The sequence below is a fragment of the Pseudomonas sp. genome, assembly GCF_030698175.1.
Classification (GTDB): Bacteria; Pseudomonadota; Gammaproteobacteria; order Pseudomonadales; family Pseudomonadaceae; genus Aquipseudomonas.
Map to the genome: position 1 here is coordinate 1 of NZ_JAUYNT010000041.1, position 25,680 is coordinate 25,680.

The 25,680-nt window shown below is 61.7% G+C and carries 21 protein-coding genes; 17 read left to right on the forward strand and 4 right to left on the reverse strand.

Annotation, left to right across the window (positions count from 1 at the left end):
* From gspG to Q8R10_RS19775, 11 genes are all read left to right on the forward strand, one after another.
* Positions 1–262, forward strand: a 262-nt coding sequence (gene gspG, locus Q8R10_RS19725; RefSeq protein WP_305655718.1) for a type II secretion system major pseudopilin GspG, incomplete at its 5' end; no start/stop codon positions are given.
* A 179-nt stretch (positions 263–441) separates the two neighbouring features.
* Positions 442–987, forward strand: a complete 546-nt coding sequence (gspH, locus tag Q8R10_RS19730) for a type II secretion system minor pseudopilin GspH (RefSeq protein WP_305655719.1) — start codon at positions 442–444, stop codon at positions 985–987.
* A 149-nt stretch (positions 988–1,136) separates the two neighbouring features.
* Complete coding sequence (gspI, locus tag Q8R10_RS19735; protein ID WP_305655721.1) at positions 1,137–1,622, forward strand: type II secretion system minor pseudopilin GspI; 486 nt, start codon at positions 1,137–1,139, stop codon at positions 1,620–1,622.
* Complete coding sequence (gene gspJ / locus Q8R10_RS19740; RefSeq protein WP_305655723.1) at positions 1,619–2,353, forward strand: type II secretion system minor pseudopilin GspJ; 735 nt, start codon at positions 1,619–1,621, stop codon at positions 2,351–2,353. Before gspI ends, gspJ begins: the two co-directional genes overlap by 4 nt.
* Complete coding sequence (gspK, locus tag Q8R10_RS19745; protein ID WP_305655724.1) at positions 2,350–3,345, forward strand: type II secretion system minor pseudopilin GspK; 996 nt, start codon at positions 2,350–2,352, stop codon at positions 3,343–3,345. The genes gspJ and gspK overlap by 4 nt, the downstream gene beginning before the upstream one ends.
* Positions 3,346–3,418: 73 nt before the next feature.
* Entirely contained in the window at positions 3,419–4,525 is a 1,107-nt protein-coding gene (gene gspL / locus Q8R10_RS19750) for a type II secretion system protein GspL (RefSeq protein WP_305655899.1), read from the forward strand.
* Positions 4,522–5,043, forward strand: a complete 522-nt coding sequence (locus tag Q8R10_RS19755) for a type II secretion system protein M (RefSeq protein WP_305655726.1) — start codon at positions 4,522–4,524, stop codon at positions 5,041–5,043. The genes gspL and Q8R10_RS19755 overlap by 4 nt, the downstream gene beginning before the upstream one ends.
* 374 nt (positions 5,044–5,417) lie before the next feature.
* Positions 5,418–6,845, forward strand: a complete 1,428-nt coding sequence (cls, locus tag Q8R10_RS19760; RefSeq protein ID WP_305655727.1) for a cardiolipin synthase — start codon at positions 5,418–5,420, stop codon at positions 6,843–6,845.
* Between the two features lie 41 nt (positions 6,846–6,886).
* On the forward strand, positions 6,887–7,591 hold the full coding sequence (locus Q8R10_RS19765) for a YafY family protein (RefSeq protein WP_305655729.1): 705 nt from the start codon (positions 6,887–6,889) through the stop codon (positions 7,589–7,591).
* Between the two features lie 65 nt (positions 7,592–7,656).
* On the forward strand, positions 7,657–7,965 hold the full coding sequence (locus Q8R10_RS19770) for an antibiotic biosynthesis monooxygenase (RefSeq protein WP_305655731.1): 309 nt from the start codon (positions 7,657–7,659) through the stop codon (positions 7,963–7,965).
* Positions 7,966–8,061: 96 nt separating this feature from the next.
* Positions 8,062–8,448, forward strand: coding sequence for a DUF3703 domain-containing protein (locus Q8R10_RS19775; protein ID WP_305655733.1), 387 nt, complete (start codon positions 8,062–8,064; stop codon positions 8,446–8,448).
* On the opposite strand, the gene Q8R10_RS19780 is transcribed toward Q8R10_RS19775, so the two are convergent.
* The 3 genes from Q8R10_RS19780 to Q8R10_RS19790 form a co-directional block, all read right to left on the reverse strand.
* Positions 8,439–9,167: a tellurite resistance TerB family protein gene (locus Q8R10_RS19780; protein ID WP_305655735.1), complete on the reverse strand. Its 729-nt coding sequence runs from the start codon at positions 9,165–9,167 to the stop codon at positions 8,439–8,441. The two genes, Q8R10_RS19775 and Q8R10_RS19780, sit on opposite strands and share 10 nt — an antisense overlap.
* Before the next feature lie 129 nt (positions 9,168–9,296).
* Positions 9,297–10,874, reverse strand: a complete 1,578-nt coding sequence (locus Q8R10_RS19785; RefSeq protein WP_305655737.1) for an ATP-binding protein — start codon at positions 10,872–10,874, stop codon at positions 9,297–9,299.
* 158 nt (positions 10,875–11,032) lie between these two features.
* Complete coding sequence (locus Q8R10_RS19790; protein WP_305655739.1) at positions 11,033–11,950, reverse strand: LysR family transcriptional regulator; 918 nt, start codon at positions 11,948–11,950, stop codon at positions 11,033–11,035.
* A 351-nt stretch (positions 11,951–12,301) separates the two neighbouring features.
* On the opposite strand from Q8R10_RS19790, the gene Q8R10_RS19795 reads away from it, so the two are divergent.
* The 3 genes from Q8R10_RS19795 (at position 12,302) to Q8R10_RS19805 (ending at position 16,555) form a co-directional block, all read left to right on the forward strand.
* Positions 12,302–13,483: an acyl-CoA dehydrogenase gene (locus Q8R10_RS19795; RefSeq protein WP_305655740.1), complete on the forward strand. Its 1,182-nt coding sequence runs from the start codon at positions 12,302–12,304 to the stop codon at positions 13,481–13,483.
* Positions 13,484–13,725: 242 nt separating this feature from the next.
* Positions 13,726–15,117, forward strand: coding sequence for a glutamine synthetase family protein (locus Q8R10_RS19800; RefSeq protein ID WP_305655741.1), 1,392 nt, complete (start codon positions 13,726–13,728; stop codon positions 15,115–15,117).
* 70 nt (positions 15,118–15,187) lie between these two features.
* Positions 15,188–16,555: an aspartate aminotransferase family protein gene (locus Q8R10_RS19805; RefSeq protein WP_305655743.1), complete on the forward strand. Its 1,368-nt coding sequence runs from the start codon at positions 15,188–15,190 to the stop codon at positions 16,553–16,555.
* A gap of 165 nt (positions 16,556–16,720) precedes the next feature.
* Here Q8R10_RS19805 and Q8R10_RS19810 read toward each other — a convergent pair whose 3' ends face one another.
* Positions 16,721–17,068 (reverse strand): hypothetical protein, encoded by a 348-nt coding sequence (locus Q8R10_RS19810; protein ID WP_305655745.1) that lies wholly within the window; start codon positions 17,066–17,068, stop codon positions 16,721–16,723.
* A 589-nt stretch (positions 17,069–17,657) separates the two neighbouring features.
* On the opposite strand from Q8R10_RS19810, the gene Q8R10_RS19815 reads away from it, so the two are divergent.
* From Q8R10_RS19815 to Q8R10_RS19825, 3 genes are all read left to right on the forward strand, one after another.
* Positions 17,658–18,881, forward strand: coding sequence for a CaiB/BaiF CoA-transferase family protein (locus Q8R10_RS19815; RefSeq protein WP_305655747.1), 1,224 nt, complete (start codon positions 17,658–17,660; stop codon positions 18,879–18,881).
* 432 nt (positions 18,882–19,313) lie between these two features.
* Positions 19,314–22,067, forward strand: coding sequence for a bifunctional glycoside hydrolase 114/ polysaccharide deacetylase family protein (locus Q8R10_RS19820; RefSeq protein WP_305655749.1), 2,754 nt, complete (start codon positions 19,314–19,316; stop codon positions 22,065–22,067).
* Positions 22,045–25,665, forward strand: coding sequence for a tetratricopeptide repeat protein (locus tag Q8R10_RS19825; RefSeq protein WP_305655751.1), 3,621 nt, complete (start codon positions 22,045–22,047; stop codon positions 25,663–25,665). The genes Q8R10_RS19820 and Q8R10_RS19825 overlap by 23 nt, the downstream gene beginning before the upstream one ends.
* The last annotated feature ends 15 nt before the right edge of the window (positions 25,666–25,680 follow it).

The following is a 25,680-nucleotide window of genomic DNA, read 5'->3' on the forward strand; positions in this document are numbered from 1 at the left end:
TATGTACAAACTCGACAACGGCACCTATCCCAGTACCCAGCAAGGCCTGGATGCCCTGGTGAAGAAACCCAGCGGCAACCCCCAGGCGAAAAACTGGAACAAAGACGCCTACCTGAAGAAGTTGCCGGTTGATCCCTGGGGTAATCCTTATCAGTTCCTGTCGCCGGGCAGTAAAGGCAAGATCGACCTCTACTCCTTCGGCGCCGACGGCAAAGAAGGCGGTACTGAGTACGACACCGACATCGGTAACTGGGATAACTGATGCACCACCTTGTAGGAGCGGACTTGTCCGCGATGGCCGTCAGTTGCACGCAAGCCTCGGATTGCAGCGCGCGGGCGAGCACCATCGCGGGGCCGCAGCCGTTCCAGACGGCCTGCGGCACTTCCCACATCCCTGTGGGTCGTAAATCCGCTCCTACAAAACCGTCCAGATCAAAGCGGGTGGTACATGGCAGTGGCGGCTTCACCCTGATCGAGCTATTGGTGGTGATCGTCATCATCGGTTGCATGCTCAGTTTGGCGGTGTTCTCCATGGGCAGTTCCGGCGGTGGCCGTGAGCTGCGCGGCGAGGCCGAGCGCTTGGCGGCGGTGATGGCTTTGTTGCTGGAAGAGGCGACCCTGGATAACCGCGAATACGGCCTGCAGCTGCGTAACGATGGCTATCGGGTGCTGGCCTATGACGATGTCAGCGGGCTCTGGGCACCCGCGCCGCAGACCACTGACTATCGCCTGCCCAGCTGGATACGCCTGGATCTGCAGCTGGAAGGCGCGGCGTTAAAGCTGCCGCAAGTGGCCAGCAAGGATGATGAAGATGACGAGATGCCGGCCAACGCCAAGCTGCAACCGCAACTGTTGCTGCTTTCCAGTGGCGAGCTGTCGCCCTTTAGTCTGCAATTGAGCGATCGCCGCCCGGTCGGGCAAGCCTACGAGCTAACCAGCGACGGTTTTAGCCTGCCCCAGGCCACTGCGGCCCAGGGGCGCAAATGATGGCGCTGTACTCGTTATGTGTTGCGCAGGCTGCAGCTTTTGTAGGAGGGGATTTAGCCGCGATGGCTGTGCGCTGGTCGCGGCTAAAGCCCCTCCTACGAGGTCTGCGGCGTTTGACAGTTAACAGGTACATAGCCCCAATAATACCTATGTTGCTGTTCGCTGGCGCAGAACGAACCGTACGGCGAGACGTAGGGCGGACTCAGGAGCGCAGCGAACAGTCCGCCATTGCGCGCACACATCAGCACTTCCAGCAGCGCGGCTTCACCCTGCTGGAAGTGCTGGTGGCGCTGGCGATCTTTGCCAGTGTTGCCGCCGTACTGCTGACCGCCAGCGCCCGCAGTTTGCAAAATGCCGCGCGGCTGGAAGAGAAAGCCCTGGCCGGCTGGGTGGCGGACAATTACCTGACCGAATTGCAGCTGGCCGAAACCCCACCGGAGACCGGTAACGACAAGCGCGAGCTGGAGTTCGGCGGGCGCCACTGGCAGCTCTATAGCGAGACCGTCACCACCAGTGATCCGGGCATGCGCCGGGTTAATCTGTGGGTGGCGCTGCCACCGGGCTCGCGGGACAACTCGCCGGTGAAAGAGCGCTCCACTGTGACGCTGACCGGCTTTGTCGGGGTGCGGCAATGAGTCGATGTCAGCGTCCATGCGCGACTTCAATCAATAGCCGTAGCGCGGGTTTCACCTTGCTGGAAGTGCTGATCGCCATCGCGATTTTCGCCTTTCTGGCCTTGGGCACCTACCGCATGTTGGCCAGCGTGTTGGCCAGCGATGAGGCCACCCGCCGCCATGAGTTGCAGCTGCGCGAACTGCAACGGGCCTTTGCTGTGCTCGAACAAGACCTGGCCCAGGTTGGCCCCCGGCCGATCCGCGATGCCTTCGGTGAGCCGCGCCCGGCACTGGTCGGTGACGCCGAACCGGCGGCCATGGAGTTCAGTCGCCTGGGCTGGCGCAATCCGCTGGGTGCGCCGCGCTCCGCCTGGCAGCGGGTGCGCTGGGAGTTGGTCGGCAGCACCTTGCAACGCAGCTATTGGACGGTGCTCGATCAGGCTGTCGACAGCCAAGCTTTGCCACAAAAAGTGCTGACAGACGTGCGCAGCCTGGAGTTGCGCTACCTCGACAGTCAAGGCAATTGGCTCACCGAATGGCCCTCGGCACAGGCTGACAGCGACCCGAAAAGCCGCCTGGTGCAATTGCCGCGGGCGGTGGAAATCCGCCTGGAGCATGCTCGCTACGGGCTGCTAACGCGGTTGCTGCGGTTGCCCGACATGCCCAAGCCGAAGCCGAAAACCCCAGAGGGCGGCAACCCCGAACAGCCCAATGGTGACGGCAATGCGCCGGTCCCGGAGGTCACGCCATGATCGCGCCAAGAGTTCACGCGCAGCGTGGCGTGGCGCTGATTACCGTGCTGTTGGTGGTGGCCATCGCCACCGTAGTCACGGCCGGGATGATTGCCCGGCAGCAGCTGAGTATTCGCAGCAGCAGCAACCAGCTGAGCGCCCGCCAAGCCTGGCATTACGCTCTGGGCGGCGAGGCCTTGGCGCAGGCCATGCTGGCCCGTGATTTGAAGCAGCCGGGCGGCAATCCGGGCCAGCCGGTCGATCACCTGCGCGAAGCCTGGGCCAGAAAGCTTGCGCCTTTCGAGGTCGATGAGGGCCGCATCAGCCTGCAGATCGAAGACTTGGCCGGGCGCTTTAATCTGAACAGTTTGGTGGTTAACCAGAAGGTGATTCCGCAAGCAAGAAAACGCTTCGATCGCCTGTTGCAGCGCCTGCAAATCGACCCGCAGTATGCCGACCGGCTGGTCGACTGGCTGGATGAAGGTCAAGACCCGAGCGGCGCTTCCGGTGCCGAGGACAATCAGTATTTGCTGCTGCAACCGGCCTATCGCACCGGCAACCGGCGGCTGCAGGATGTCTCCGAGCTGCGCTTGCTGTTGGAGCTCAGCGAGCGCGACTACCGCCGCTTGCAGCCCTATGTCAGTGCCCTGCCGGCGGACATCAAGTTGAACGTCAATACCGCCAGCGCCTTGGTACTCTCCACCCTGAGCGATACCTTGAGCCTGCAACAAGCCCAGGAGTTGATCCAGGGCCGTGGCGCCGAGGGTTACCGCACGCTGGCAGATTTTACCGCGCAGCCCGTCTTGGCTGCAGCCGGCGCTCAACTGAATGACTTGGCGGTGAGCAGCCGCTTTTTTCAGGCCCGCAGCGAAGTCCAGTTGGGCGAGCGCAAGCGGGTGTTGATCAGTGTTTTGCAACGCGAAGCAGACGGCCGGGTGCTGGTGCTGCAACGGGATTTAGGCCAATCAGCAAGAGTCTTGTTGACGGATAAAAAGCTTGAGGAACGACCATGATCGATTGCCTGTTTTTACTCGTGCCCTGCAACTGGAAGGCCGGCACCCGCTGGCTTGAGGAGTAATAAGCATGATCGATTGCTTGTTTTTACCCGCCGACTGCGCCGCTGAGCTGAGCGCCGACACCCAGCTGTATTGGCAGCCAGCCAATGGCGCGGGCGCCGCGTTGAGTTGGGCCGAGTGCAGCACCGAGCTGGCCGGCCGCAGCCTGGCACTGGTGTTGCCGATGGCGATGGCCAGCGCCTGCGCGGTGAAGCTGCCGACCGTCAAGGCCCGCTGGCTGCGCCAAGCCTTGCCCTATGCGGTGGAGGAGCTGCTGGCCGATGAGGTCGAGCAATTGCACTTGGCCTTGGGCGAGCCGCTGGAAGATGGCCGGCATCTGCTGCTGGCGGTACGCCGCAGCCTGCTGCAGGGCTGGCTGGCGCAACTGGCGGCGCAGGAGCTGCAGGTCGCGGCGATTTATGTGGATGCCGACTTACTGCCCCGTGAGGGCACGCAAGTGCTGCTGCACGGTGAGCACGGTCTGCTGGGTGGTGCCGGGGAGTTGCGCCTGGCCTTTAGTCGCCGCGATTGGGACAGCCTCGCCGCCGGCCTGATTGAGCCGCCGCAGCTGATTGAGGAGGCGTGTCCCTGGCCGTTGCTGGCGGCTGGGCAAGCCCGGGCGATCAACCTGGCTCAGGGCGAATTCGCCGTGCAACAAGGCTCGGGTAATTGGCGGGTGTGGCGCAGCGTGGCGGCGCTGGCCGGGCTCTGGTTGGTGCTGCAACTGGGTTTCGATCTGGGCCAGAGCTGGTATTTGCAGCGCCAAGGCGATAGTTACGCGGCCGCCAGTCAGGCGCTGTACAAGGAGTTATTTCCCGCTGACACGCGCATCGTCAACCTCAAGGCGCAGTTTGCCGAACACCTAAATGCCGAGAGCGCCAGCGCTCAAGGCAGCTTCTTTGGCTTGCTCAATCAAGCCACCAGTGCCTTGGGGGACGCGCCGCAACTGACTGTGCAGCAACTGGATTTCAGCCAAGAGCGCGGCGATCTGGCCCTGCAACTGCAGGCCGCGGACTTTGCCAGCCTCGAGCAATTGCGCCAGCGCCTGCAACAAGCCGGCTTGCAGGTGCAACTCGGCTCGGCCAGCCGTGAGGCGCAAGGTGTCAGTGCGCGGATGATCATTGGCGGTGGCGTATGAGTGCCGTGCAGAGTTTGAGCGCGCGCCTGCAGTTGCAAATCAGCAGTTCGCCGCTGTGGCAGCGCTGGCAACAACTGCCAGCCCGTGACCGCTTGGCCTTGCTTGGCCTCGGCGGGTTCTTCGCCGCCTTGCTGGTTTACCTGCTGATCTGGCAGCCGGTGCAGCAGCAATTGCAGGCCTCACGTAATTGGTATGCGCAGCAAAGTGAGCTGCACCAGTACCTGTTGGCGCACGCCGACGAAGCCCGGCAAGTGGCCGCCGCGCCGTCGCAGCAAGTGGATCCCGAAGCCTTGCAAGGGCTGGTGACCAGCAGTGCACAAACCGCCGGGCTGAGCATCGAGCGGGTCGACAGCGACGCCGGCGGCCTGCAAGTCAATTTGGCGCCGAGCGCCTTTGCCAGCCTGTTACCCTGGTTGCAGCAACTGCAAAGCAGCGGCGTCAGCTTCGGTGAAGTGAGCCTGGAGCGCGGCGAGAATGGCCTGGTGCTGGCGCGTTTGAGCCTGGCGGTCAGCCACTGAGTAGGCTCTGTATCCGTTATGTGTTGAAACGTGCGGGTCGGTTAGGCGATGCCTGGTGCGCGGTAATTCGTAGGGTGGTAGCGGCGCGGGCGGTGGTTGTTTGCATCACCGCGCAAGCCAGGCGCCGCGTAACCCACCATGCGGTTTGCCGGTCGAGCGCCATGGTGGGTTAAGGCGCGGTCGGTTTTTGCGTTGTTGGCAGGCCGTAGTTCGCGCAATCCCCATGGATGGGGTGAATGCCGCAAGCCCGCCGGGAGCGGGCGCGGCCTAACCCACCCTACTTTCTACCAACTGAGGCGTCGACTCGCCACTTGCCACTCCCCACTTTCTAGCGGTTATGCTGCCTGGGTTGTTTGACTGCGGAGTGATTGACAATGAACTGGTGGGCGGATTTTGCCTGGCTGATTGGCGTAGTTATCACCCTGTTGCACCTGCTCGGCATAGCCGCGGCGCTGCATGCGGTACTGAGCGTGCGCACCGCCCAAGGCACCATCGCCTGGATGTTATCGCTGGTGTTGCTACCCGAGCTGACCTTATTGCCCTACCTGGTGTTTGGCCGCAGTCGCTTCGAAGGCTATATCGCCGCCCGCCGCCAGGAAAACCAACAAATGCTGCGCGCCGCCCATGCCCAAGGTTGGCCGCTGACCAGCGACAGCCATGCCGTCGAAGCCGGCTTGCCCGAACTGGCGCAACTGACCGGTATGCATTGCCGTGGCGGTAATCAGGTGCGCTTGCTGATTAATGGCGAAGATAGTTTTGCCGCAATGCTGCGCTCGATGCGGGCGGCGCGCGAATTAATCATCGTGCAGTTTTTTATCATCCGCGCCGACAGTCTCGGGCACAGCCTGCAGCAAACGCTGCTCGAACGGGCGGCGGCGGGCGTGCGGGTCTACCTGTTGTTTGATGGCATCGGCAGCCACGACCTGCCCAGCAGCTATGTCGAGACGTTGCGCGCCGGTGGCGTGCAGACCCAGGCCTTCAAGGCCCAGCGCGGGCTGATTAACCGCTTCCAGTTAAACTTTCGTAACCACCGCAAAATCCTGGTGGTGGATGGCGAGGTGGGTTTTGTCGGTGGCCACAATGTCGGCGTCGAATACCTCGGCCTCAAGCCGCCGCTGGCGCCCTGGCGCGACACCCATATCGAGGTGCGCGGGCCGGCGGTGGTCGATCTGCAACTGTGCTTCAGTGAAGACTGGTATTGGGCAGCCCAGCAACTGCCTGAATTGCAGCTCAAGCCCCAGCAAAACAGTGGCAGCATGCATTGCCAGGTGATTGCCGGCGGCCCGGCGGATCGGCAGGAAACCACTCAGCTGATGTTCCTTGCGGCGATTCATCGCGCCCGGCGGCGGATCTGGATCACCTCGCCCTACTTTGTCCCCGACGAAGCCATCGGCGCCGCGCTGCGTTTGGCGGTGCTGCGCGGGGTCGAGGTGCGCTTGCTGCTGCCCTCGCGGCCGGACCACAAAGTGGTGTATGCCGCCTCCAGCCTGTACGCCTATAAGGCGGTGGCCGCAGGCATCCAGGTGTACCGCTATGGGCCGGGTTTTTTGCACCAGAAGGTGGTGCTGATTGACGACGAATTAGCCGCCATCGGTAGCGCCAACCTGGATAACCGCTCGCTGCGGCTGAATTTTGAAGTGATGCTGCTGACGGTGGACCGCGACTTTGCCACGGCAGTCGAACAGATGCTGAATGACGACTTCGCCCTGTCACGGCAAATCGGCGTAGACGAGGGCAACCAGGTCGGCTTTTTACCGCGCTTATGGATGCGCCTGGCCCTGCTGTTTGCGCCGATTCTGTAAGGCTAACGGCGGCTTACCGCCCACTGCAGTAGAGCGAGCTTATGCGTAAAGCCGAACGGCTGTTTCAATTGGTCAACTTGCTCCGCGCCCAACAGCCGATCACGGCTGAGCAACTGGCGCAGCGTATCGGTGTGTCGGTGCGGACGATTTATCGCTATATCGACGATTTATCCCTGAGCGGCATTGCCCTCTATGGCGAGCCGGGTCGTGGCTACTCGTTGCAGGAAGGGTTCGAGTTGCCGCCGCTGACCCTCAGTCAGGGCGAGATTGCCGCCCTGCTGCTCGGCGTCGAGCTGCTCTCGACCTCCAGCGGTTCTGGTTTAGCGGCGGCTGCACGGTCGTTGCTAAGCAAAATCGGCGCGGTGTTGCCAGCCCGCAGCATCGACCCCAGCAATGCGCCCGTACGGGCCTTGAGTACCCAGCTGCGCGGCGAGCAGTTACGCCATTGGGACGCTTTGCACCAGGCCATTTTGCAGCAGCAGGTCGTCAGCCTTAGCTACCTCAGTTTGGATCAGCAGCAGACCCAGCGGCAGATCTACCCGCTGGGTTTATTTTACTGGGGCGGCAAATGGACGCTGGGCAGTTGGTGCACGTTGCGCGGCGGCTATCGGGACTTTCGTATTGATTGCATCCAGACCTTGGCGCTGATCGAGCCTGCCGAGCCACTGGGCGCAGAGATTAATTTGGGTGCCTATATGCGTCACCAAGCACAGCAATGGCAGCAAAAAATCGACGGCGGCTACTGACACTACGCTGTCAGTAGCGCCGCTTATGCTGGGCACTCTTAAATCAGCAATTGGAGTGCTTGAACATGCCAAATTCCCATGTCCTGGAAATCGCCATTTTCACCGTCAAAGAGGGCTATCAAGGCGATATGCCGGCGTTGCGTGCGGGCCTGCGCGAAGCCCTTAAAGGCTTTCCCGGCTTGCTCGAGTTTTGTGCTTATAGCCCAGTACAAAATGAGCAAACCTTTGCCGACATCGCCAAATGGGACAGCCTCGAAAATGCCACGGCGGCGGCCAATGCCTTTGCCGCCGGCGACCCGCGGTTTGCGCCCTATATGCAAGCCATCGACGGCTTGGTGTTTATGGGCCACTTCAGTCCGCAAGCGGCTATTTAGCCGTCTACGGAAAAAAGGCGGCCAGACACTGTTTTATTCAGCCAAAATCAACAGTGCCTGCCCCTTTTGCGCTTAGAGGCGCGTGGAGTTTTGCCTATGCAGCCCGTTACTAAGTTGGCCTTCGTGGCCGAAATAAGCCAAGCCCAAGGGCTGATCGCCGAGGGTAAGCTCGCGGCAGCTTTCACTCATCTGGAGCGCGCTCATGTGCTGGGCCAGCTGGAGGTGGTGTCCCATGTGCAGGTGCATTGGCTGATGTTTAAAGTCGAGGTCAGCCGTCGCCGGGTTATGGCGGCGGTCGGTCAACTGCTGCGGATTGTGCTCGGCGGGCTGGGCTCGGCCGTGGGGGTGGTGCCGGTCGGCAATACCGGCGGCAGCGATATCAGTATGTTCAAGCGCCTGCCGATTGCGCCGGACTTGCAGGACTTGGCCGCCGGGCGCACAGCTGACGTCGGCCAAGCGGAGCAGGATAAACCTCAGGCTTGAGCCGCGGCCTGCTTGACCTGCGCTTCCAGTTCCACCTTGAGCGCGGGATCGAGCTTGAGTTGGCGGGCCAGTTCGTCCAGATAAGCGCGTTCCATAAAGTGCTCCTGGTCGACCAGCAGCACGCTGGCCAGGTACATTTCGGCGGCCATTTCCGGGGTGCTGGCGGCGCTGGCCACCTCGACCGGGTCCAGGGGTTTATTCAGTTCGGCGCTCAGCCAGTGCTGCAACTCTTGATCGCTGCTGAGCTTGCTGAACTCGCCCTCAATCAACTGCCGCTCGCGGGCATCGACATGGCCGTCGGCCTTGGCGGCGGCCACCAGCGCTTTAAGAATGGCTTGGCTGTGTTGTTCGGCGGCCGGCGCCGGTAGCCGGTCGATGGTTTGCGGCTCCGGCTGCGCCGCGCCGCCTTGCTGGCTTTGCCAGTTGCCATAGGCTTTATAAGCCAGCACGCCAAGGGCGGCCAAACCGCCATAGGTCAGGGCTTTGCCACCCAGGTTGCGGGCGGTTTTATTGCCCATCAGCAAGCCCATGGCGCCCGCTGCCAGGGCACCGCCGCCGGCGCCGCTGAGCAAACTCCCAAGACCGCCGCCACCGAGTAAGTCGCTCAGGCCACCGCCGGTAGAAGGCGCAGCGTTGCCTTGGCGCGCAGGCGGGTTGTTGCCTTGCAGCGCTTGTTGGCCGGATTTAAGCAATTGATCGAGTAAGCCACGGGTAATCATCAGAGCAACTCCAGAGGGCGGTTAGTCATGTCAGGTCAGCGCTCAGGGTAAAGCCAAGTGTGCGCGGGTGGGACAGTCGGAGTGCTTCGAGATGTTGCCTGCCGCCGTCACTGGCCAGGCAACAGTTGATTAAGCTTTGGCGGCAGGCGCCTGCAGCGGTAAGCGAATGTCGAAGCGGGTGCCGCCGCCCGGCTGGGAATCCAGGGTGAGGCTACCGCCGAGGACCTCGTAGACCAATTGATGCACCAGATGCAGGCCCAGCCCCGTGCCGCCGGTGCCCTGGCGGGTGGTGAAAAACGGCTGGAAGGCTTGCGCCGCCACCTCCGGGCTCATGCCGCGGCCATTGTCGCTAAGGGTTAATTGCAGCGATTGCGTGTCTACTAGGCACGCGCTAATGCTGATGGTCAGCGGTTGATCGTCATGCATGCCGTGCAGCACGGCGTTATTGATTAGGTTGCTGATGACCTGCTCCAGCGGCCCCGGATAGGAGTCGAGGCGGATCTCGGTGGGGATGCTGGTGTTGATGCTCACCGGGCTGTGTTTATGGCTGGGCGCCAGGGTATGCAGTGTCTCGTCGACCAGTTCGGCCAGGTTGAATTCGCGCCGGCGCTGGCTGACTTGATCGGCGCTGACCTGCTTGAAATCGGCGACTAGCGCGCTGGCACGCTGCAGATTGCGTTCGAGCAGCGCACAGGCCTGGCTGGCAGCGCTGGCAAACCCTTCCAGCTGGGTTTTGCGCAACTGATTGGCGGCCAATGCGCTGTTCAGCTCTGCGACTTGTTCGGTCAGGGTGCTGAGCACCAGCGTCGCATTACCCATGGGCGTATTCAGTTCGTGGGCCATGCCGGCGATCAGCGCGCCGAGGGCCGCCAGGGGTTCGCTGCGTTCGATATGGTGCAGGGCCTGGTGCAGATCGGCATTGGCCTGGGACAGATCCGCCATGCGCGCCTCGACGCGGTCTTCCAAGTCGCGGTTGAGCTGCTGCAAGGCACCGGCGGCGCGGCGGGTGGCGAAGGTGGCGACGCCGGCGAGGGCGAGAATTCCGGCCAGCACGGCGAGACCGACCTTGAGGATGCCGCGATCGATTTCGCCCTCGATTCGATCCACCGGCACCGTGACTTCGATGGCGCCACGCACATCGCCGACTTGCCAGTCGCGCTTGGGTGAATCGCTGCGCGCGTTATGGCAGGCCACACAACCGGCTTGCATGCGGTCGGCCACCACCAGGCGCAGCAGGCGGCGGCCATCGCGCCGCTCCAGCAGCGCTTGCGGCTGCTCGGGCGCGGCCATCAGCACGGTCAGGGCGCGAGTCTCGAAGGCGTCATAGCGTTCGCTGGCGACGCGATTCGGGAAGGGGTAATTGCTGTAGAGGCGGATCGACATGCCTGGGTATTCGCGTTCGATACTCTTGCCTAAGGCCTTTACCAGGGTGGCCGGCAAGGGTAGCGTCCCTGGGCGGTGCTCGAATTCGGAGTCCAACTGCATCCCGGCCTGAATGGCGCGCGTGGCGATCTCGGCGGTGTAGAACTGGCGCAGATTGACTATCTGGCTGGCGACGGCCTTGGCGGTGGCGATGCCGGCCGCCTCGACTGTGTGCTCACGCACGCTGAGGAGGATGGCCAGCACCCCCAGTAGCATGGCGATGCTGGCCAGCACCAACGGCAGCAACATTTTGCGCGTCACGCTATCGAGCCGGATCCGCCCCATGGTCACCACTGTCGTTGGCAAGTTAAACCGCTGAGGAATCCAGTGTTGGATTGGCGCCCGCCGGCCGTCACCGCTAAATCCCTCAAAGCACTTTAGTTGAGGTTTGCTAACTGCACTGGCAGACAAACGCGCAAATCTGCTTGCGGTTGCCTGGCCGCTTAACTCGGCGGATTTATCCCGGCTTGCTGGCGGTACTCGGCCGCCGCACCCAGTAGCCAATCGCGAAACGCCTGTAAGGTGGCCGACTCGACCTTGCGCTGCGGCACCATCAAGTAATAGCCCTTGTCGCTCTGCACGCTGTATTGATGGGCAATCACCAGGCGACCCTCGGCCAGTTCGCGCTGGATCAAAAACGGTGGGATCAAGGCGATGCCCATCTCGTGCATAGCCGCCTGCGCCAGCATCGAGAACAGCTCATAACGCGGCCCGCTCATGTCGCGCGGCACGTTCAAACCCTGGGCATTGAACCATTGGCGCCAGGCATAGGGACGGGTGCTCTGCTGCAACAGCGGCAAGTTGGCGATCTGCTCGGCGCTCAGTTGCTTGTGTTCGTCCAAGAGCGCCGGGCTGCACACCGGCAGTAAATTTTCCGACATCAAAAAATACGCTTCGGTGCCCGACCAGTCGGCGTCGCCAAAGTAAATCGCGGCGTCCAGCTCGGTGTCGGCAAACAGAAAGGGCCGGGTGCGGTTGGTTAGATTAACCGTCACTTGCGGGTTCAGCGTTTGAAACTGTTTCAAGCGGGGCAGCAGCCACTGGGTGCCGAAGGTCGGTACCACCGCCAGTTCCAAGCTGCCGGCACCGGGTTGGCCCATCACCGCCAGGGCGTCGCGCTCCACCGCATCTAGCTGCGCCGCCACCCGCCGGCTGTACGACAAGCCGGCCTCGGTGAGCTTGACCCCACGGCGCGAGCGGCGAAATAACTCGATACCGAGAAAGGCCTCCAGCCCGGCGATTTGCCGGCAGATGGCGCTCTGGGTCAGGGCCAGTTCATCGGCGGCCTTGGTAAAACTCTGATGGCGGGCGGCGGCTTCGAAGCTGATCAAGGCGGTGGTGCTGGGGATTTTGCGGCGCATGCTGGGCTTCTTTGCTGAGGTTGTATTGGCACAGTGCAAGTTACAGCGAGTAGGGTGTACTCGCCGCAGGCAGTACACCATTGAGGCTGGCGGACTGTTCGCTGCGCTCCTGAGTCCACCCTACGCCCGTCCTACGATTTTGCGGCGCAGCTGGGCTTTATATGCGGATACTGCACTTTAAACCGGCATATCGGGACTAAAAACCCAGTTCGAAGTGCGAAATTAGCACAACGGCGTGCGAATTCCTCGGTTGTCGGACAAGGCGCGGCTGGCTAGGCTTAACTCATACGAACTTTCGCCTGCCGCTCGCTGCGTGCAGGCCATCACCGCGCAACTCTTGAGGATTGGATTATGGCCGGCAAGGCAAGCTTCAACTGGGAAGACCCACTGTTGCTCGATCAGCAACTGAGCGACGAAGAACGCATGGTGCGCAACAGCGCCCAGCAGTTCGCCCAAGACAAGCTGGCCCCACGGGTGCTGGAAGCCTTCCGTAAGGAATACACCGACCCGGCGATTTTCCGCGAGATGGGTGAAACCGGCCTGCTCGGCGCGACCATCCCGGAAGCCTACGGCGGTAGCGGCCTCAACTATGTCAGCTACGGTCTGATCGCCCGTGAAGTGGAGCGTATCGACTCCGGCTATCGCTCGATGATGAGCGTGCAGTCATCCCTGGTGATGGTGCCGATCAACGAATTCGGCAACGAAGCCACCAAGCAAAAATACCTGCCAAAACTGGCCAGCGGTGAGTTCATCGGCTGCTTCGGTTTGACCGAACCCGACCACGGCTCCGATCCCGGCTCGATGATTACCCGCGCCAAAAAGGTCGACGGTGGCTATCGCCTCAGCGGTGCGAAAATCTGGATCACTAACAGTCCGATCGCCGATGTGTTCGTGGTTTGGGCCAAGGACGACGCCGGCGAGATTCGCGGCTTCGTGCTCGAGAAGGGCTGGCAAGGCCTGAGCGCCCCGGTGATTCACGGCAAGGTCGGGCTGCGCGCCTCGATCACTGGCGAAATCGTCATGGACAACGTGTTCTGCCCAGAAGAAAACGCCTTCCCCGATGTGCGCGGCTTGAAAGGCCCGTTCACCTGCCTGAACTCGGCCCGTTATGGCATCAGCTGGGGCGCGCTGGGCGCCGCCGAAGCCTGCTGGCACACGGCGCGCCAGTACTGCCTGGACCGTAAACAATTCGGCCGGCCGCTGGCGGCTAATCAGCTGATCCAGAAGAAGCTGGCCGACATGCAGACCGAAATTACCCTGGCCCTGCAAGGCTGCCTGCGTCTGGGGCGGATGAAGGATGAAGGCACCGCCGCGGTGGAAATCACCTCGATCATGAAGCGCAACAGCTGCGGCAAGTCTTTGGACATCGCCCGGATGGCTCGCGACATGCTTGGCGGCAACGGTATCAGCGACGAATACGGCGTGGCCCGGCACTTGGTCAACCTCGAAGTGGTCAATACCTATGAGGGTACCCATGATGTGCACGCGCTGATTCTGGGTCGCGCGCAAACCGGCATTCAGGCGTTCTTCTAAGTCCCGGCAGGTGGCGCACGGGCAGCTTGGCTGCCCGTTTTGGTTGGGTTCTGTTTAAGGAGATTTTCAATGCTGGCTGGCCTTACGTGCACCGCGCGGCTCAAGGCGGGCAGCCGCCGACTTGTTTAACCGCAGCAAAGCTTTACACCCAAGCGTCCTAAACTTTCCGCTGCCGCTGCCCGAGTATCCTGCAAGAATGCCACTTGGTGACTTTTTGCTTAATGACCCTGAGGTTTCACCCCATGCATCCGCAACTTTCCAGCGCCAGCGAAGCCCTTGCCTGGCTGACGGCCAATGACATTCGTCGAGTTGAACTGGTGTTCGCCGACCTGACCAGCGTGGCCCGTGGCAAAGTCATGAGCACGGCCAGCTTTGCCGAAACCCTGGGGGCAAAAATGCCTTCGTTGTTTCTCGGCTTGACCGTGACCGGTGGTGAGCCGCCGGCGGTATTTGAAAAAGTCTTTCCACCGACTTTCCCGGACATGGCCATGCAGCCGGACTGGCGCACCCTGGCGCGTGATCCGCTGGCGGCGGTGCCATCGGCCAGCGTTATTTGTGACCTTGAAGCGCGCTTTACCGCCGCCGATGGCAGTCACGAAATTGAAGTGGCGGACCTCTCGCCACGGCAAATCCTCAAGCAAGTGCTGGCCCGTTTGCAGGCGGCCGGTTACCGGGCCAAAGTAGCCCCGGAGCTGGAGTTTTTCTTAGTCCATCGGCAGCGCACGGCAGACGGTGGATTGCAGGTGGCGCACGGCATGTCGGGCCAGGTGCCGCATATCGAAAGCTCCCATGATTTGGGTTCGGCAGAAAGCGCCGCGACCTTCACGCCGTTTTTTGATGAGTTGTGGGCGGCCTGCGAAATGCTCGGCATCCCAATCAGCGGCTACGGTCACGAGTCGGCGCTCGGTCAGTTTGAAGTCAACTTCAGCGCCGGCGAACCCTTGGCCCAGGCCGATGCGGTGTTTCGCTTCAAGCGCCTGGCCCGTGAAGTGGCGCGCCGGCATGGCTGCTACGCAACCTTTATGGCCAAGCCCTACCTGGAAGAGCCCGGCACTGGCTTGCATTGGCATATCAGCCTGGCCGATGCCGAGGGCAACAATCCGTTTACCGCCACCGACGGCTCGCCCCGTGAGCAGCTCAAGCACTTTATCGGCGGCTGGCAGGCCTCGGCCCGCGCCTCGATGGCGTTTCTGGCCCCGTACGCGCACTCCTATGTGCGCCTGCAGCGCCCGGACGCCTCGCCGGCCAGCGTCGAGTGGGGTTTTGACAACCGCACCGCAGCCTTCCGAGTGCCGCAATCGAACCCGGCCAACCGCCGCGTAGAACACCGCTTGCCGGGTGGCGACGCCAACCCCTACCTGAGCTTGGCTCTGATGTTGGGCGCCGGCTTGATCGGCATGCAGCAACAGATTCAGCCGGGCCCGGAAGTCAGTGACCGCGCGGCCGTGTCCGCCCGTGGCGCCTTGCCGATGCAGCTGAGTGAGGCGCTGGATGAACTGCAGCGCTGCTCGATCATGGCGGATATTTTCAGCGCCGACTTCCTCGCGCTGTACGACATGATCAAACGTTTTGAGCTGGACGAGCAGGCGGCCGATGCCGATTTTGCCCTGAAGCACTTGCTCGACAGAAGTTGATTGGGATGGCGTCGCTGACCCGGCGACGCGTCTTGGGCAGACCCGCCCGCCGCACTACCTTGGAGGCGCTATGAGCAGCAGTAGCAATAACCCGCAAACCCTGAAATGGCAGGCCATGAGCCGCGACCATCACTTAGCGCCCTTTACCGATTATCAGCAGTTGAGCGACAAAGGCCCACGGATCATCGTGCGCGCCGATGGCGTGTACCTGTGGGACAGCGAAGGCGAGAAAATCCTCGATGGCATGGCCGGGCTTTGGTGCGTGGCCATCGGTTATGGCCGCGATGAGCTGGCCGATGCCGCCAGTAAACAGATGAAAGAATTACCCTTCTACAACACCTTCTTCAACACCGCCCACCCGCCTGTGCTGGAGTTGGCCAAGACCATCGCCGAGCTGACCCCGGAAGGCATGAACCATGTGTTCTTCACCGGCTCGGGTTCGGAAGGCAACGACACCATGTTGCGCATGGTTCGCCATTACTGGGCGATTAAAGGTCAGCCGGACAAAAAAGTAATCATCAGCCGTATCAACGGCTATCACGGCTCGACCTTCGCCGGCTCCAGCCTGGGCGGCATGCAGGGCATGCACGATCAGGGCGGCGTGGTGCCGGGCATCGTGCACATTCCGCAGCCGTACTGGTTTGGTGAAGGTGGCGACAAGACCCCGGAAGCCTTCGGCATCTGGGCCGCCGAGCAGCTGGAAGCGAAAATCCTCGAAGTCGGCGAAGCCAATGTCGCCGCGTTTATTGCCGAGCCGATTCAGGGCGCCGGCGGGGTGATTATTCCACCCGACAGCTACTGGCCGAAGATCCGCGAGATCCTCGCCAAGTACGACATTTTGTTCGTCGCCGATGAAGTGATCTGCGGTTTCGGCCGCACCGGCGAATGGTTCGGCAGCGACTACTACGGCAACCAGCCGGACCTGATGACCATCGCCAAAGGCCTGACCTCCGGCTATATCCCCATGGGCGGCTTGATTGTCAGCGACAAGGTCTTCGATGTACTGAAAACCGGCGGCGACTTCAACCACGGCTTCACCTACTCCGGGCATCCGGTGGCGGCGGCGGTGGCGCTGGAAAACATCCGCATCCTGCGCGATGAAAAGATCATCGAGCGAGTCCGTGAAGAGACTGCGCCCTATCTGCAAAAACGCCTGCGCGAACTGGCCGATCACCCGCTGGTTGGCGAGGTGCGTGGGGTGGGCATGCTCGGCGCTATCGAGCTGGTGCAGAACAAGCAAAGCCGCGAGCGCTATGTCGGCAAGGGCGCCGGCATGATCTGCCGTGGCCATTGCTTCGCTAACGGCCTGATCATGCGCGCCGTGGGCGACACCATGATCATCGCGCCGCCGCTGGTGATCAGCAAAACCGAGATCGACGAGCTGATCGACAAAGCCCGCCTGTGCCTGGACCTGACCCTGCAGGATTTGCAGAAGTAGGCAGTGGGAAGTCGGAAGTGGGGAGTGGGCGGATGTAGGGTGGACTCAGGAGCGCAGCGAAGCGGCCACCGTGTCCAGCGAAGCGGCCACCAATGCCCCCAGCTCTGCGCCATAAACAACTACGCCCGGCATTGCCGGGCGTAGTTGTTTTCGCCTGCCGGGTTTCTACATGTCGACAGTCAGCGACAGGTGCACGGCCTGTGGCAGCGCTTTGCGGTCCGCATAGGGACTTTGGCGCAGCACTTCAGTGAGCGGCAGTTCCAGCGGCATGCCGGTGCTGCTGCGGCCCTTGAGCAGGGTCCAGGGGTGTACCGAGTCGATATAGCGCGGTGCTTTACCGTAGGTTTCGGTAAACAGCGCGACGGCCTGGTCGGCTTGATTGGCGGCGAAGTAGTCCTGTTCCAGCTGGAAAAACTGTACCGGGCCGCCTGCACTCAGTTGTCCGCTGCGATTGGACTTGCCCAACAGCAGGGCAAGGGTGTGTTCGATCAGGGCGAGTAAAGTCTTAAGCATCAGCTAATCCTCGTCATTGGTGGTGCTTGGAGCGCCAACGTATGCGATTGAAACCCACGCCAAAGGCGGCGAGGTTCAGTTAGGGTATTTTAAGTGGGTTTTCATTTTCACCCATGACCTGGGTCATGGGGCCGCGCATCCGGTTTCGCGGTACCCGGCAGGCGTCTGGGTGACGCCGTGGCCGGATAAGGGGCAGTCTTGACGGCTGCTTTATGCGCCGATTATGCCGTATTAGTCAGCAAAAGCCCGCTTTGGTGATCAGCGGTCATATTACCGAAGGCTCTGGTACGCCTGTTCCAGCCGGCCATCAGGCCCCCGCCGGGCTTCTCGCCGGTATTGCTGGGCCGCTCTTGAGCGCATAGCTACGCACCCTAGTCCCCTTCCTCGCCTGTTTGCTCGGGGTTGTTAGGCGGCATGCGCCACAGCGGTGCTGCAATTGTGGTGCGGCGCTGGTTTGGAGTGCGGATTGCGCACAATGGCGTGCGAATTCCTCGTTTGCCGGGGCGGCCTAGGGCTCCTAGGATGAGGTATGGGCACTTGGACGCACGGCTTTTGCGGCGCGCCGCCCCCCTTCCTTGGAGCACTTTCTATGTCCGGCGCCCTTGCGCATATTCGCGTCCTCGACTTGAGCCGGGTTCTGGCAGGCCCTTGGGCGGGTCAGGTGCTGGCCGACCTGGGCGCCGAAGTGATCAAAATCGAACGCCCCGGTTGCGGTGATGACACCCGCGCCTGGGGCCCGCCGTTTCTCAAAGACGCGCAAGGCCAGGACACCAGCGAGGCGGCCTATTACCTGTCAGCCAATCGCAATAAACAATCGGTCACCGTCGACTTCACCCAAGCGGAAGGTCAGCGGTTGATTCGCGAACTGGCGGCGCAGTGCGACGTGGTGTTGGAGAACTTCAAGGTCGGTGGTCTGGCCGCCTATGGCCTGGACTACGAGGCCCTGAAAGCGCTCAATCCACGGCTGATTTACTGCTCGATCACCGGCTTTGGTCAGGACGGCCCCTACGCCAAGCGCGCCGGCTACGACTTTATGATCCAGGGCCTCGGCGGCCTGATGAGCCTGACCGGTCGCGCGGAAGGCGAGGAAGGTGCCGGGCCGATGAAAGTCGGCGTGGCCGTGACCGATATTCTCACTGGCCTGTATGCCACGGTTGGCGTGCTGGCGGCGCTCAATCACCGTGAACAAACCGGCATTGGCCAGCATGTCAATTTGGCCCTGCTGGATGTGCAGGTGGCTTGCTTGGCCAACCAGGCGATGAATTTTCTCACCAGCGGTGTAGCGCCGCGCCGGCTCGGTAACAGTCATCCCAATATCGTGCCTTATCAGGATTTCCCTTCGGCCGATGGTGATTTTGTGCTGACGGTGGGCAATGACAGTCAGTTTCGTAAGTTTTGCGAGGTCGCCGGCCAACGGGAGTGGGCCGACGACTCGCGTTTTATTAGCAACTCCGCGCGGGTGGCCAACCGCGAGGTACTGGTGCCGCTGATCCGCCAGGTCACGGTGTTTAAAACCACCGCGCAATGGCTCGCGGCGCTGGAGCTGGCCGGGGTGCCCTGCGGGCCGATCAACAACCTAGCGCAAGTGTTCGCCGATCCCCACGTCCAGGCCCGTGGCCTGCGCCTCGATCTGCCCCACAGCCTCGGCGGCACCACACCGCAAGTCGCCAGCCCACTGCGCCTGTCCGCCACCCCGGTGGAATACCGCAACGCACCGCCGCTGCTCGGCGAACACACCGACGCGGTGCTGCAACGCCTGCTGCAAATGAGCGCTGAGCAGGTCAATGAACTGCGCAGTGCTGGGGTGATTTGAGCCGCTAGGGGCAACTTTGGTCGTGGGGCCGGGCTTCTATTATCTTTTGCTCGGCGAGGTTGCTAGGATGCCGGCCAATATGTGATCGTCGTCACATTTGGCTGGCGCTGTGATAGGCAATTAGTCCTCCCTGCGGTGAAGTTTGCGCGCTGAACTGTTGCCGGCACTAGCAGCCTGTCGGACTTAACGCTGTCCTACTGCGGAAAAGCCGGATTTGGTCATTTTCTGCGTTCTTTCTCGTTGAATAGAATGACTATTCGCCTCAAAAGAACGCAAAAACTGCCTCAAGCCGGTCTTTCCCTCGCTACGAACGGTCAAGCCCGACAGACTGCTACGCTGCAGTTATCTACGCTAGAGCCTTCTGCTTATATCTATTGAGTGTTGGCTAACCTCTGCGGTGGGCTCACATTGAATTTTTTTGAGGCAGGATGCGTGCGGCATATTTTGGTTTTTATGGGTTTGCTGCTGGCGTCTGTCGCGATTCAAGCGGCGCCCAAAAGTGTTGCGTTTTTTTATGCCGATCAGCCGCCCGTGGCCGAGCTGGCGCAATTTGACTGGGTGGTGCTTGAGCCTGGGCATGCCAGCGCTGAGGCCCTAAAAACCCTGGCTGATGAAGGTTCGCGGGCATTTGCCTACCTCTCGGTAGGGGAAATGATCACCGACCAGACCAACAGTTCGCTGATTGATCCAAGCTGGAAGCTCGGCAGCAATCAAGCCTGGTCCAGCAGTGTTATGGACTTGGCCAATCCCGGTTGGCAGGGCTACCTGCTGCAGCGCGCCAGGACCCTGCAGAGCCAGGGCTTTCAGGGTTTATTCCTCGACACCCTCGACAGTTACCAACTACTGCCACCAGCTGCTCGCGCGACCCAGCAGCAAGGGCTGCGGCAGATTCTCGAACGCCTGCACCGCGAACTGCCGGGGCTGGCGCTGTTTTTCAACCGCGGCTTTGAAGTGATCGAGGGCTTGTCATGGACGCCGGATGCGGTGGCCGTGGAGTCGCTCTACGCCGGCTGGGATCAGGCCGGGCAGACCTACCGAGCGGTGCCCAAGGCCGATCAAGAGTGGCTGCAAGTGCAATTTGCTCCACTAAAAAAGCGCGGCATCCCGATTGTTATCCTCGATTACTTGCCCCCCGAGCAGCGCGATGCCGCGCGCGCCCTGGCCAAGCGCCTGAGTGCCGAAGGCTTTATCCCCTGGGTCAGCGTGCCGGCCCTGGATTATCTGGGGGTTGGCGCCGTTGAAGTGCTGCCCAGGCGCATAGCGGTGATCTACGACCCGCGCGAAGGCGATCTGAGCCTGACCTCAGGGCACCTGCTGTACGGCGGTTTACTTGAGTACCTGGGTTACCGGGTGGATTATTTTGCCGTTGACCAGGCGTTGCCCGCGGCGCCAACCCGTGGACTGTACGCCGGCGTTTTGCTCTGGATGACCTCCGGGCCGCCGGCCAATGCTGCGCAATTTGAACGCTGGCTGCTGGCGCAAAAAGCTCAAGGCGTGCCCTTGGCCTTTATCGCCGGCTTGCCGATTGCCCAGGAGCGGACCTTAACGGCCTTGGGCCTGGAGCTGAAAAACCGCAAAATCGCCGGGCCTTTGCAGTTGCAACTCAAGGATCCCAGCCTGTTTGGCTTCGAGGCGCCGATTAGGCTGCGTACCCGCGACCTCGTGCCCCTAAGTATTAAAACCGAACAAGTGACTCCATTGTTGCAACTCAGCGGTGCCAAAGGGCAGTTATGGACAGTTGCCGGGCTTGCCGATTGGGGCGGTTTTGCCCTCGCCCCTTATGTCCTCGAGGACGGCGCTGAAGGGCAGCGGCGCTGGATTCTTGACCCGTTGAGTTTTATCCAGAAAGCCTTGCGTCTGCAGCCAATACCAATACCCGATGCCACCACCGAAAATGGCCGACGGATTGCCACCGTGCACCTGGATGGGGATGGTTTTGTTTCGCGGGCCGAAGTTGCCGGCACCCCCTACGCCGGGCGATTGATTCTTGAGCAGTTCCTTAAAAAGTATCCACTGCTCAGCAGCGTCTCGGTCATTGAGGGTGAAATTGGCCCGCAAGGCATGTTCCCGTACTTGAGTCCCGAGCTTGAGCCCATAGCCCGAGAGATTTTTGCCGAGCCGCAAGTAGAGGTGGCTAACCACACCTTTAGTCACCCGTTTTACTGGCAGTCACAGCAGGCCGCCAAACGCGAAGGCTTCACCGCTAAATATGGCCTGCATATGAATATCCCGGGCTACAGCTTGAACTATGCGCGTGAAGTGCTCGGCACCCAGGCGTATATCAACTCACGTCTGACCACCCCACAGAAACCCGTCAAAGTGATGTTCTGGTCAGGCGATGCGTTGCCCGATGAGGCCACCCTGCGCCTCGCCTACCAAGGCGGGATGGACAATATCAATGGCGGGGCAACCAAACTGACGGCGGCGTTCCCATCCCTGACCGGGCTCTACCCTATGGTGCGCCCGGTTAATGGGCTGCTGCAGTTCTACGCGCCGATCACCAATGAAAACGTTTACACCAACCTCTGGGCCGGCCCGCACTACGGTTTCCGTGACGTGCTGGAAACCTTCAAGTTGACCGATGAGCCACGCCGGCTGCGGCCCTTGAGCCTGTACTACCACTTCTATGTGGGCACTAAACTGGCCGGAATTGAGTCGCTGCATACCATCTATCGCAGCATCCTGGCCCAGCAACCCTTACCCCTGTGGATCAGTGAGTTTTTGCAGCGGCAAAAGGGCGCCTACTACGCCAGCATTGCTGTGCGGGCCGATGGTGGCTATCAGCTTCGCGCGCTGCAGGGCCTGCGCACGGTGCGCCTGCCCAAAGAACTGGGCTGGCCGGATATGGCCCGCTCACACAATGTGGCCGGCGTGCGTGACCTGCCACAGGGCCGTTATGTGCACCTGAGTGGCGCCCAAGCAACGCTGTATTTGCGCCCTGACGCCGATCCAGGCCCCAGCTTGTTGCAGGCCAACCTGCCATTGCTTGACTGGGCGCAAGAGGGCCCGGGCCAGGTGCGGTTAAGCTTCAAAGGTCAGTTCCCCCTGACCTTCAGTGTGCAGGCCTCCGGTAATTGCCGGTTGCAGTTGGCCGGGCAGTCTTGGGCCGCCACTCGAGTCGGTAAGGAACAGCAGTTTTCGCTGAGTCAGAATCAGGTGAGCGATGCGCTACTCCAGTGCCGATGAGCGCCGCCCGCACCTACTAAACGGTTGGGGTTTGAGTCTGATCGGCTTGCTTATCGTGGTGGTGCTTGGCTTGGTGTTTCCGCGCCAGTCGGTACTCACGCTGCCGGCGGGAGGCAAAGCCGATGGGGTGTCGATTGCCTACGCCGAGCTGCTGCTAAAAAGTAAGCCCGATGATCAAAGCCTGCGCCTGCAACTGATCGAGCAATTGGTTGCGGTCGGCAATTTCGATCGCGCCGAGTTGCACCTGGCGAATATGACCACCGGCGAGCTGCAAGCCCAGGCAGATTTTTTGCGCTTAGAGGTCAAGCTGCAAAAGGCCTTTGCCCATCCAGGCGGCTTGACTGAAAGCCAGCGCCTTGAGTACAGCAAATTACTCGCCAGCTTATTACAGCGTGGCTTATCCGCTGCGCGTCTGCAGCAGGCCGCCGAGTTGGCGTTGGCGTTTGCTGAGCCACAGTTGGCGGCACAGGCCTATGGGCGCTTGGCTCAGGTTGATCCAAATAACGCGCCCTATTGGTTGGAGCTGGGGGCGCGCTGGTACCGCGCGGCGGGTGATTCAGCCCAAGCGGCCGCGCTCTACCAGCGCTTGGTCAGCCTCAGCGCCAGCGCCGATGAGCGTGATCGCTATCAACTCGCGGTATTTACCAGCCTGGTGGCGGCGGGTGAGGGAACCCAGGCATTGCGTTGGCTCGATCAGCGACTCATGCAATTACCGCCTTCGGCTGCGGCCATCGAGTTGCTCCAAGCGGGTATTCGCGAGGCCCGTGGACATTCCGATAATGCTCGCGCCTTGGCCTATTTAGAGCGCTGGCAAGCGTTGCTGCCGAATCAGGAGCTGTGGCTGGAGCAGGCTTTCGCCTTAACCCTGGCGATGGGCAAATTGGACTCGGCGTGGTCCCTGGGCTTGGAGTTGCAGGCGGTGCGCCCGGATGATCAAGGCTTGCTGCGGCAATTAGCCCAGCTCGCCGAGTGGTCGGGGCAGCCCGCGCAAGGGCTGCCGTTCTGGGTGCGCCTGGCCCGCGAGAACCGGGCGACGGCAGACTACGAGCATGCCTGGCGCCTATCTGGACAGTTATTCGACTATCCGCAAATGAGTGTGTTGCTGGTCGAGCTGGCCGAGTTGCGCGCACTTAGTCTGGAAGAACTCAAGGCCTTGGTTTTCGCCCTGGAATCCCAAGCCAAACCCGAGCAGGCCCGCGACTGGTTGGCGCTCTATGTGCGACGCCGGCCAGGCGAGCGCGATGCGTGGCGGCAGTGGGCGCAAATCAATCGCAATATGCAGCACCTGCAGGCCGAGACCGAAGTGTGGGCGGCCATGGCCCGCCGGCATAAGTTGAGCGAGCAAGAACGCATCGAGTGGGCCGGCGTCCACTGGATGATCTTCGCGCCGCAACAAGGCTGGGATGTGCTGGCGCCAATACCCGTGGAGCAAGCCCGTTCTGTGGCCTTCCTGACCTTGCGCAGCGATCTGGCCTGGGCGCTGGAATTGGATGCCGAAGTCGTGCGCTCCCTTGAGCAGTTACAACGGGTGCAGGAACACCTGAGCGGCGATCAAACCGAGCGCCTGCTGTCGCTGTACCTGAGCCTCGATCCGGCCAAAGCCTTGCAGTTAGCCATCCACTCCTGGCATCAGCGTCAGGCACTCAACCGCCTGGCCTTGGCGCTGCAACTGGCCAGCCAACTGCGCGATTGGCCGACGCTGCGCAGCCTGCTGGATGAGGCCAAACCCTACGCCCAGCAACTGCAGGGGGAGCCGATCTACTGGCAGGCACAAATCGAGCAGGCCACCCAGCGTGGCGACGATGCGCAAGTGGATAAGTTGCTGGCGCGCTTGCTGGCGCTGTTTCCCGAGCAAAGCTGGGTGATTGAGCGTTACCTGTGGACCCAGATTGATCGTCAGCGCACTGCCGATTTAGCCCAGCGCCTGCAGCACTGGCGGCCATTGGCGCGGCAAGAAGCCAGCCTGTGGCTGCCTTTCGCCTCGGCCTACAGCGTGCTCGGCGATCTACCCGAGTCGTTGCGCTGGTATCGCCTCTACACCAAGGCTCACCCCAACGACCTGCTGACGCTGGCCGCCTATGCCGACACCCTGGAGCTGGCCGGCCAGGCGGACAGTGCCTGGCGTTTACGCCGTTATTTACTGGCTAAATGGCAGCTGCACACGCCCGAGAGCGCTGAGCTGCAGCCGCAACGCTTTACCAGCTATTTGCGTTTGCTGGCCAACTTGGCCGGTGCCCAGCGGGCCCGTTTGGTCAGTCAGCAGGCCCTGCAACAGGCCGCACCGGCAACCTCACAGCCGCTGCTGGAGGCCTGGTTCGAGCGTTGGCTGGCGCAGCTGGAAAGCCTTAAGCAAGGCGGCGCCATCGAGCCTTGGCTGGCCTGGGGCAAGGCGCGCGGGATCAAGATCGACAACAATGCGCGCCTGCAAAGTGCCTTGCGCGGCATGCGTCGGCAGGAGTTGCAGCAATGGTTGGCCAAGGATGAGCTGCCGCCGGACAGTCGCGCCGAAATCTGGCTGCGTTTAGGGCTGGAGCAACGGGCGCTAAACGAGAGCCTGCAAGCCTTGCATGACCGCCGCGCTCCGGCGCAGTTGCAAACGCTGCGCAATCAGGCGCAGGGAGTTATCGAGCGGCAACCTCAGGGTGTTCAGCTCGCTTTGAATGAGCGTAACTTTGGCGGTTTACGCCAGCTTGGCGAGCAGTTTTTGCTGGCGACAGCTGTGGGCGATAGTTACCTGGCCGTGGGCCTGGATAGCTCCAAGTTCTCCGGCTCTGACCTGCTGGACGAACAGCGGCTCGGCCGCGAGCAGGCGTTGCGCTTGAGCCTAACAACCCCGCTGGCCGATGGTGATTGGACACTGCTGCTGGAGGCCAGCCAGAACGCCGTGCAGAACCGCCAAGGGTTTGGCTTGGAGCGCAGCTGGCAGCTTAGCGGCCGTGATGCACTGGCATTGGGCCTGGAGTGGCAAGTGCAGTCCGATGACAGCGGCCTGATGCGCGCGCTGGGTGCGCGCGACAGTCTCTATGCGCAGGGCCAACATGCTTTGTCGGTGCGCGACCAGCTCAGTTGGCGGCTGGCGCGTAACCAGTTCAGCACAGCTGAGGGGGCTGCGCTCGGCGATGGCTGGGCGGGGTCTTTCGAATTGAGCCATAGTTTGCTGGCCCGCGAGCCGCAATGGTTGCTGCGCAGTGGCGTTACCTGGCAGGAGAATAAAACCGTTTCAGAGCTGCCGAGTGAGTTGTTTAGCAGCCATGGCGGGGCGCTGTATGACAGCGCTGGTAGTTTTACTGGTGCGGCCCCCAGTGACTTTATCTCCAGCCGCTTCGGTGAGCTGTATGTCGGCAGCTCCTGGCAGCGCGGCACCCCCGGCGCGCTGAACCGCGCCTGGCCGCAGTTTACCTACCGGCTGGATGCCAAGGCCGGCTGGCAAGTACCCGCGAAGAAACTGGTCTATGCCCTTGAGGCAGGGTTGGGTGTGGAGGTAATCGGCGACGACGAATTGGCGTTGCTGGGTAGTTACAGTTCGGCTCCGGTCGGTGGTACGGGTCAAGCCGGCGGACAGTTACGGCTGGCTTACAGCCTGCGGTTTGGCCGTTAATGAGTCATGCAAAGA

Coding starts and splice junctions, on each gene's coding strand:
- Q8R10_RS19770 (WP_305655731.1), top strand. CDS start 7,657: ATGCCAAATTCCCATGTCCTGGAAATCGCCATTTTCACCGTCAAAGAG.
- cls (WP_305655727.1), top strand. CDS start 5,418: ATGAACTGGTGGGCGGATTTTGCCTGGCTGATTGGCGTAGTTATCACC.
- Q8R10_RS19805 (WP_305655743.1), top strand. CDS start 15,188: ATGAGCAGCAGTAGCAATAACCCGCAAACCCTGAAATGGCAGGCCATG.
- Q8R10_RS19775 (WP_305655733.1), top strand. CDS start 8,062: ATGCAGCCCGTTACTAAGTTGGCCTTCGTGGCCGAAATAAGCCAAGCC.
- gspJ (WP_305655723.1), top strand. CDS start 1,619: ATGAGTCGATGTCAGCGTCCATGCGCGACTTCAATCAATAGCCGTAGC.
- Q8R10_RS19810 (WP_305655745.1), bottom strand. CDS start 17,068: ATGCTTAAGACTTTACTCGCCCTGATCGAACACACCCTTGCCCTGCTG.
- gspI (WP_305655721.1), top strand. CDS start 1,137: ATGTTGCTGTTCGCTGGCGCAGAACGAACCGTACGGCGAGACGTAGGG.
- Q8R10_RS19790 (WP_305655739.1), bottom strand. CDS start 11,950: ATGCGCCGCAAAATCCCCAGCACCACCGCCTTGATCAGCTTCGAAGCC.
- Q8R10_RS19785 (WP_305655737.1), bottom strand. CDS start 10,874: ATGGGGCGGATCCGGCTCGATAGCGTGACGCGCAAAATGTTGCTGCCG.
- Q8R10_RS19765 (WP_305655729.1), top strand. CDS start 6,887: ATGCGTAAAGCCGAACGGCTGTTTCAATTGGTCAACTTGCTCCGCGCC.
- Q8R10_RS19755 (WP_305655726.1), top strand. CDS start 4,522: ATGAGTGCCGTGCAGAGTTTGAGCGCGCGCCTGCAGTTGCAAATCAGC.
- Q8R10_RS19780 (WP_305655735.1), bottom strand. CDS start 9,167: ATGATTACCCGTGGCTTACTCGATCAATTGCTTAAATCCGGCCAACAA.
- Q8R10_RS19815 (WP_305655747.1), top strand. CDS start 17,658: ATGTCCGGCGCCCTTGCGCATATTCGCGTCCTCGACTTGAGCCGGGTT.
- Q8R10_RS19795 (WP_305655740.1), top strand. CDS start 12,302: ATGGCCGGCAAGGCAAGCTTCAACTGGGAAGACCCACTGTTGCTCGAT.
- gspK (WP_305655724.1), top strand. CDS start 2,350: ATGATCGCGCCAAGAGTTCACGCGCAGCGTGGCGTGGCGCTGATTACC.
- Q8R10_RS19800 (WP_305655741.1), top strand. CDS start 13,726: ATGCATCCGCAACTTTCCAGCGCCAGCGAAGCCCTTGCCTGGCTGACG.
- Q8R10_RS19825 (WP_305655751.1), top strand. CDS start 22,045: ATGCGCTACTCCAGTGCCGATGAGCGCCGCCCGCACCTACTAAACGGT.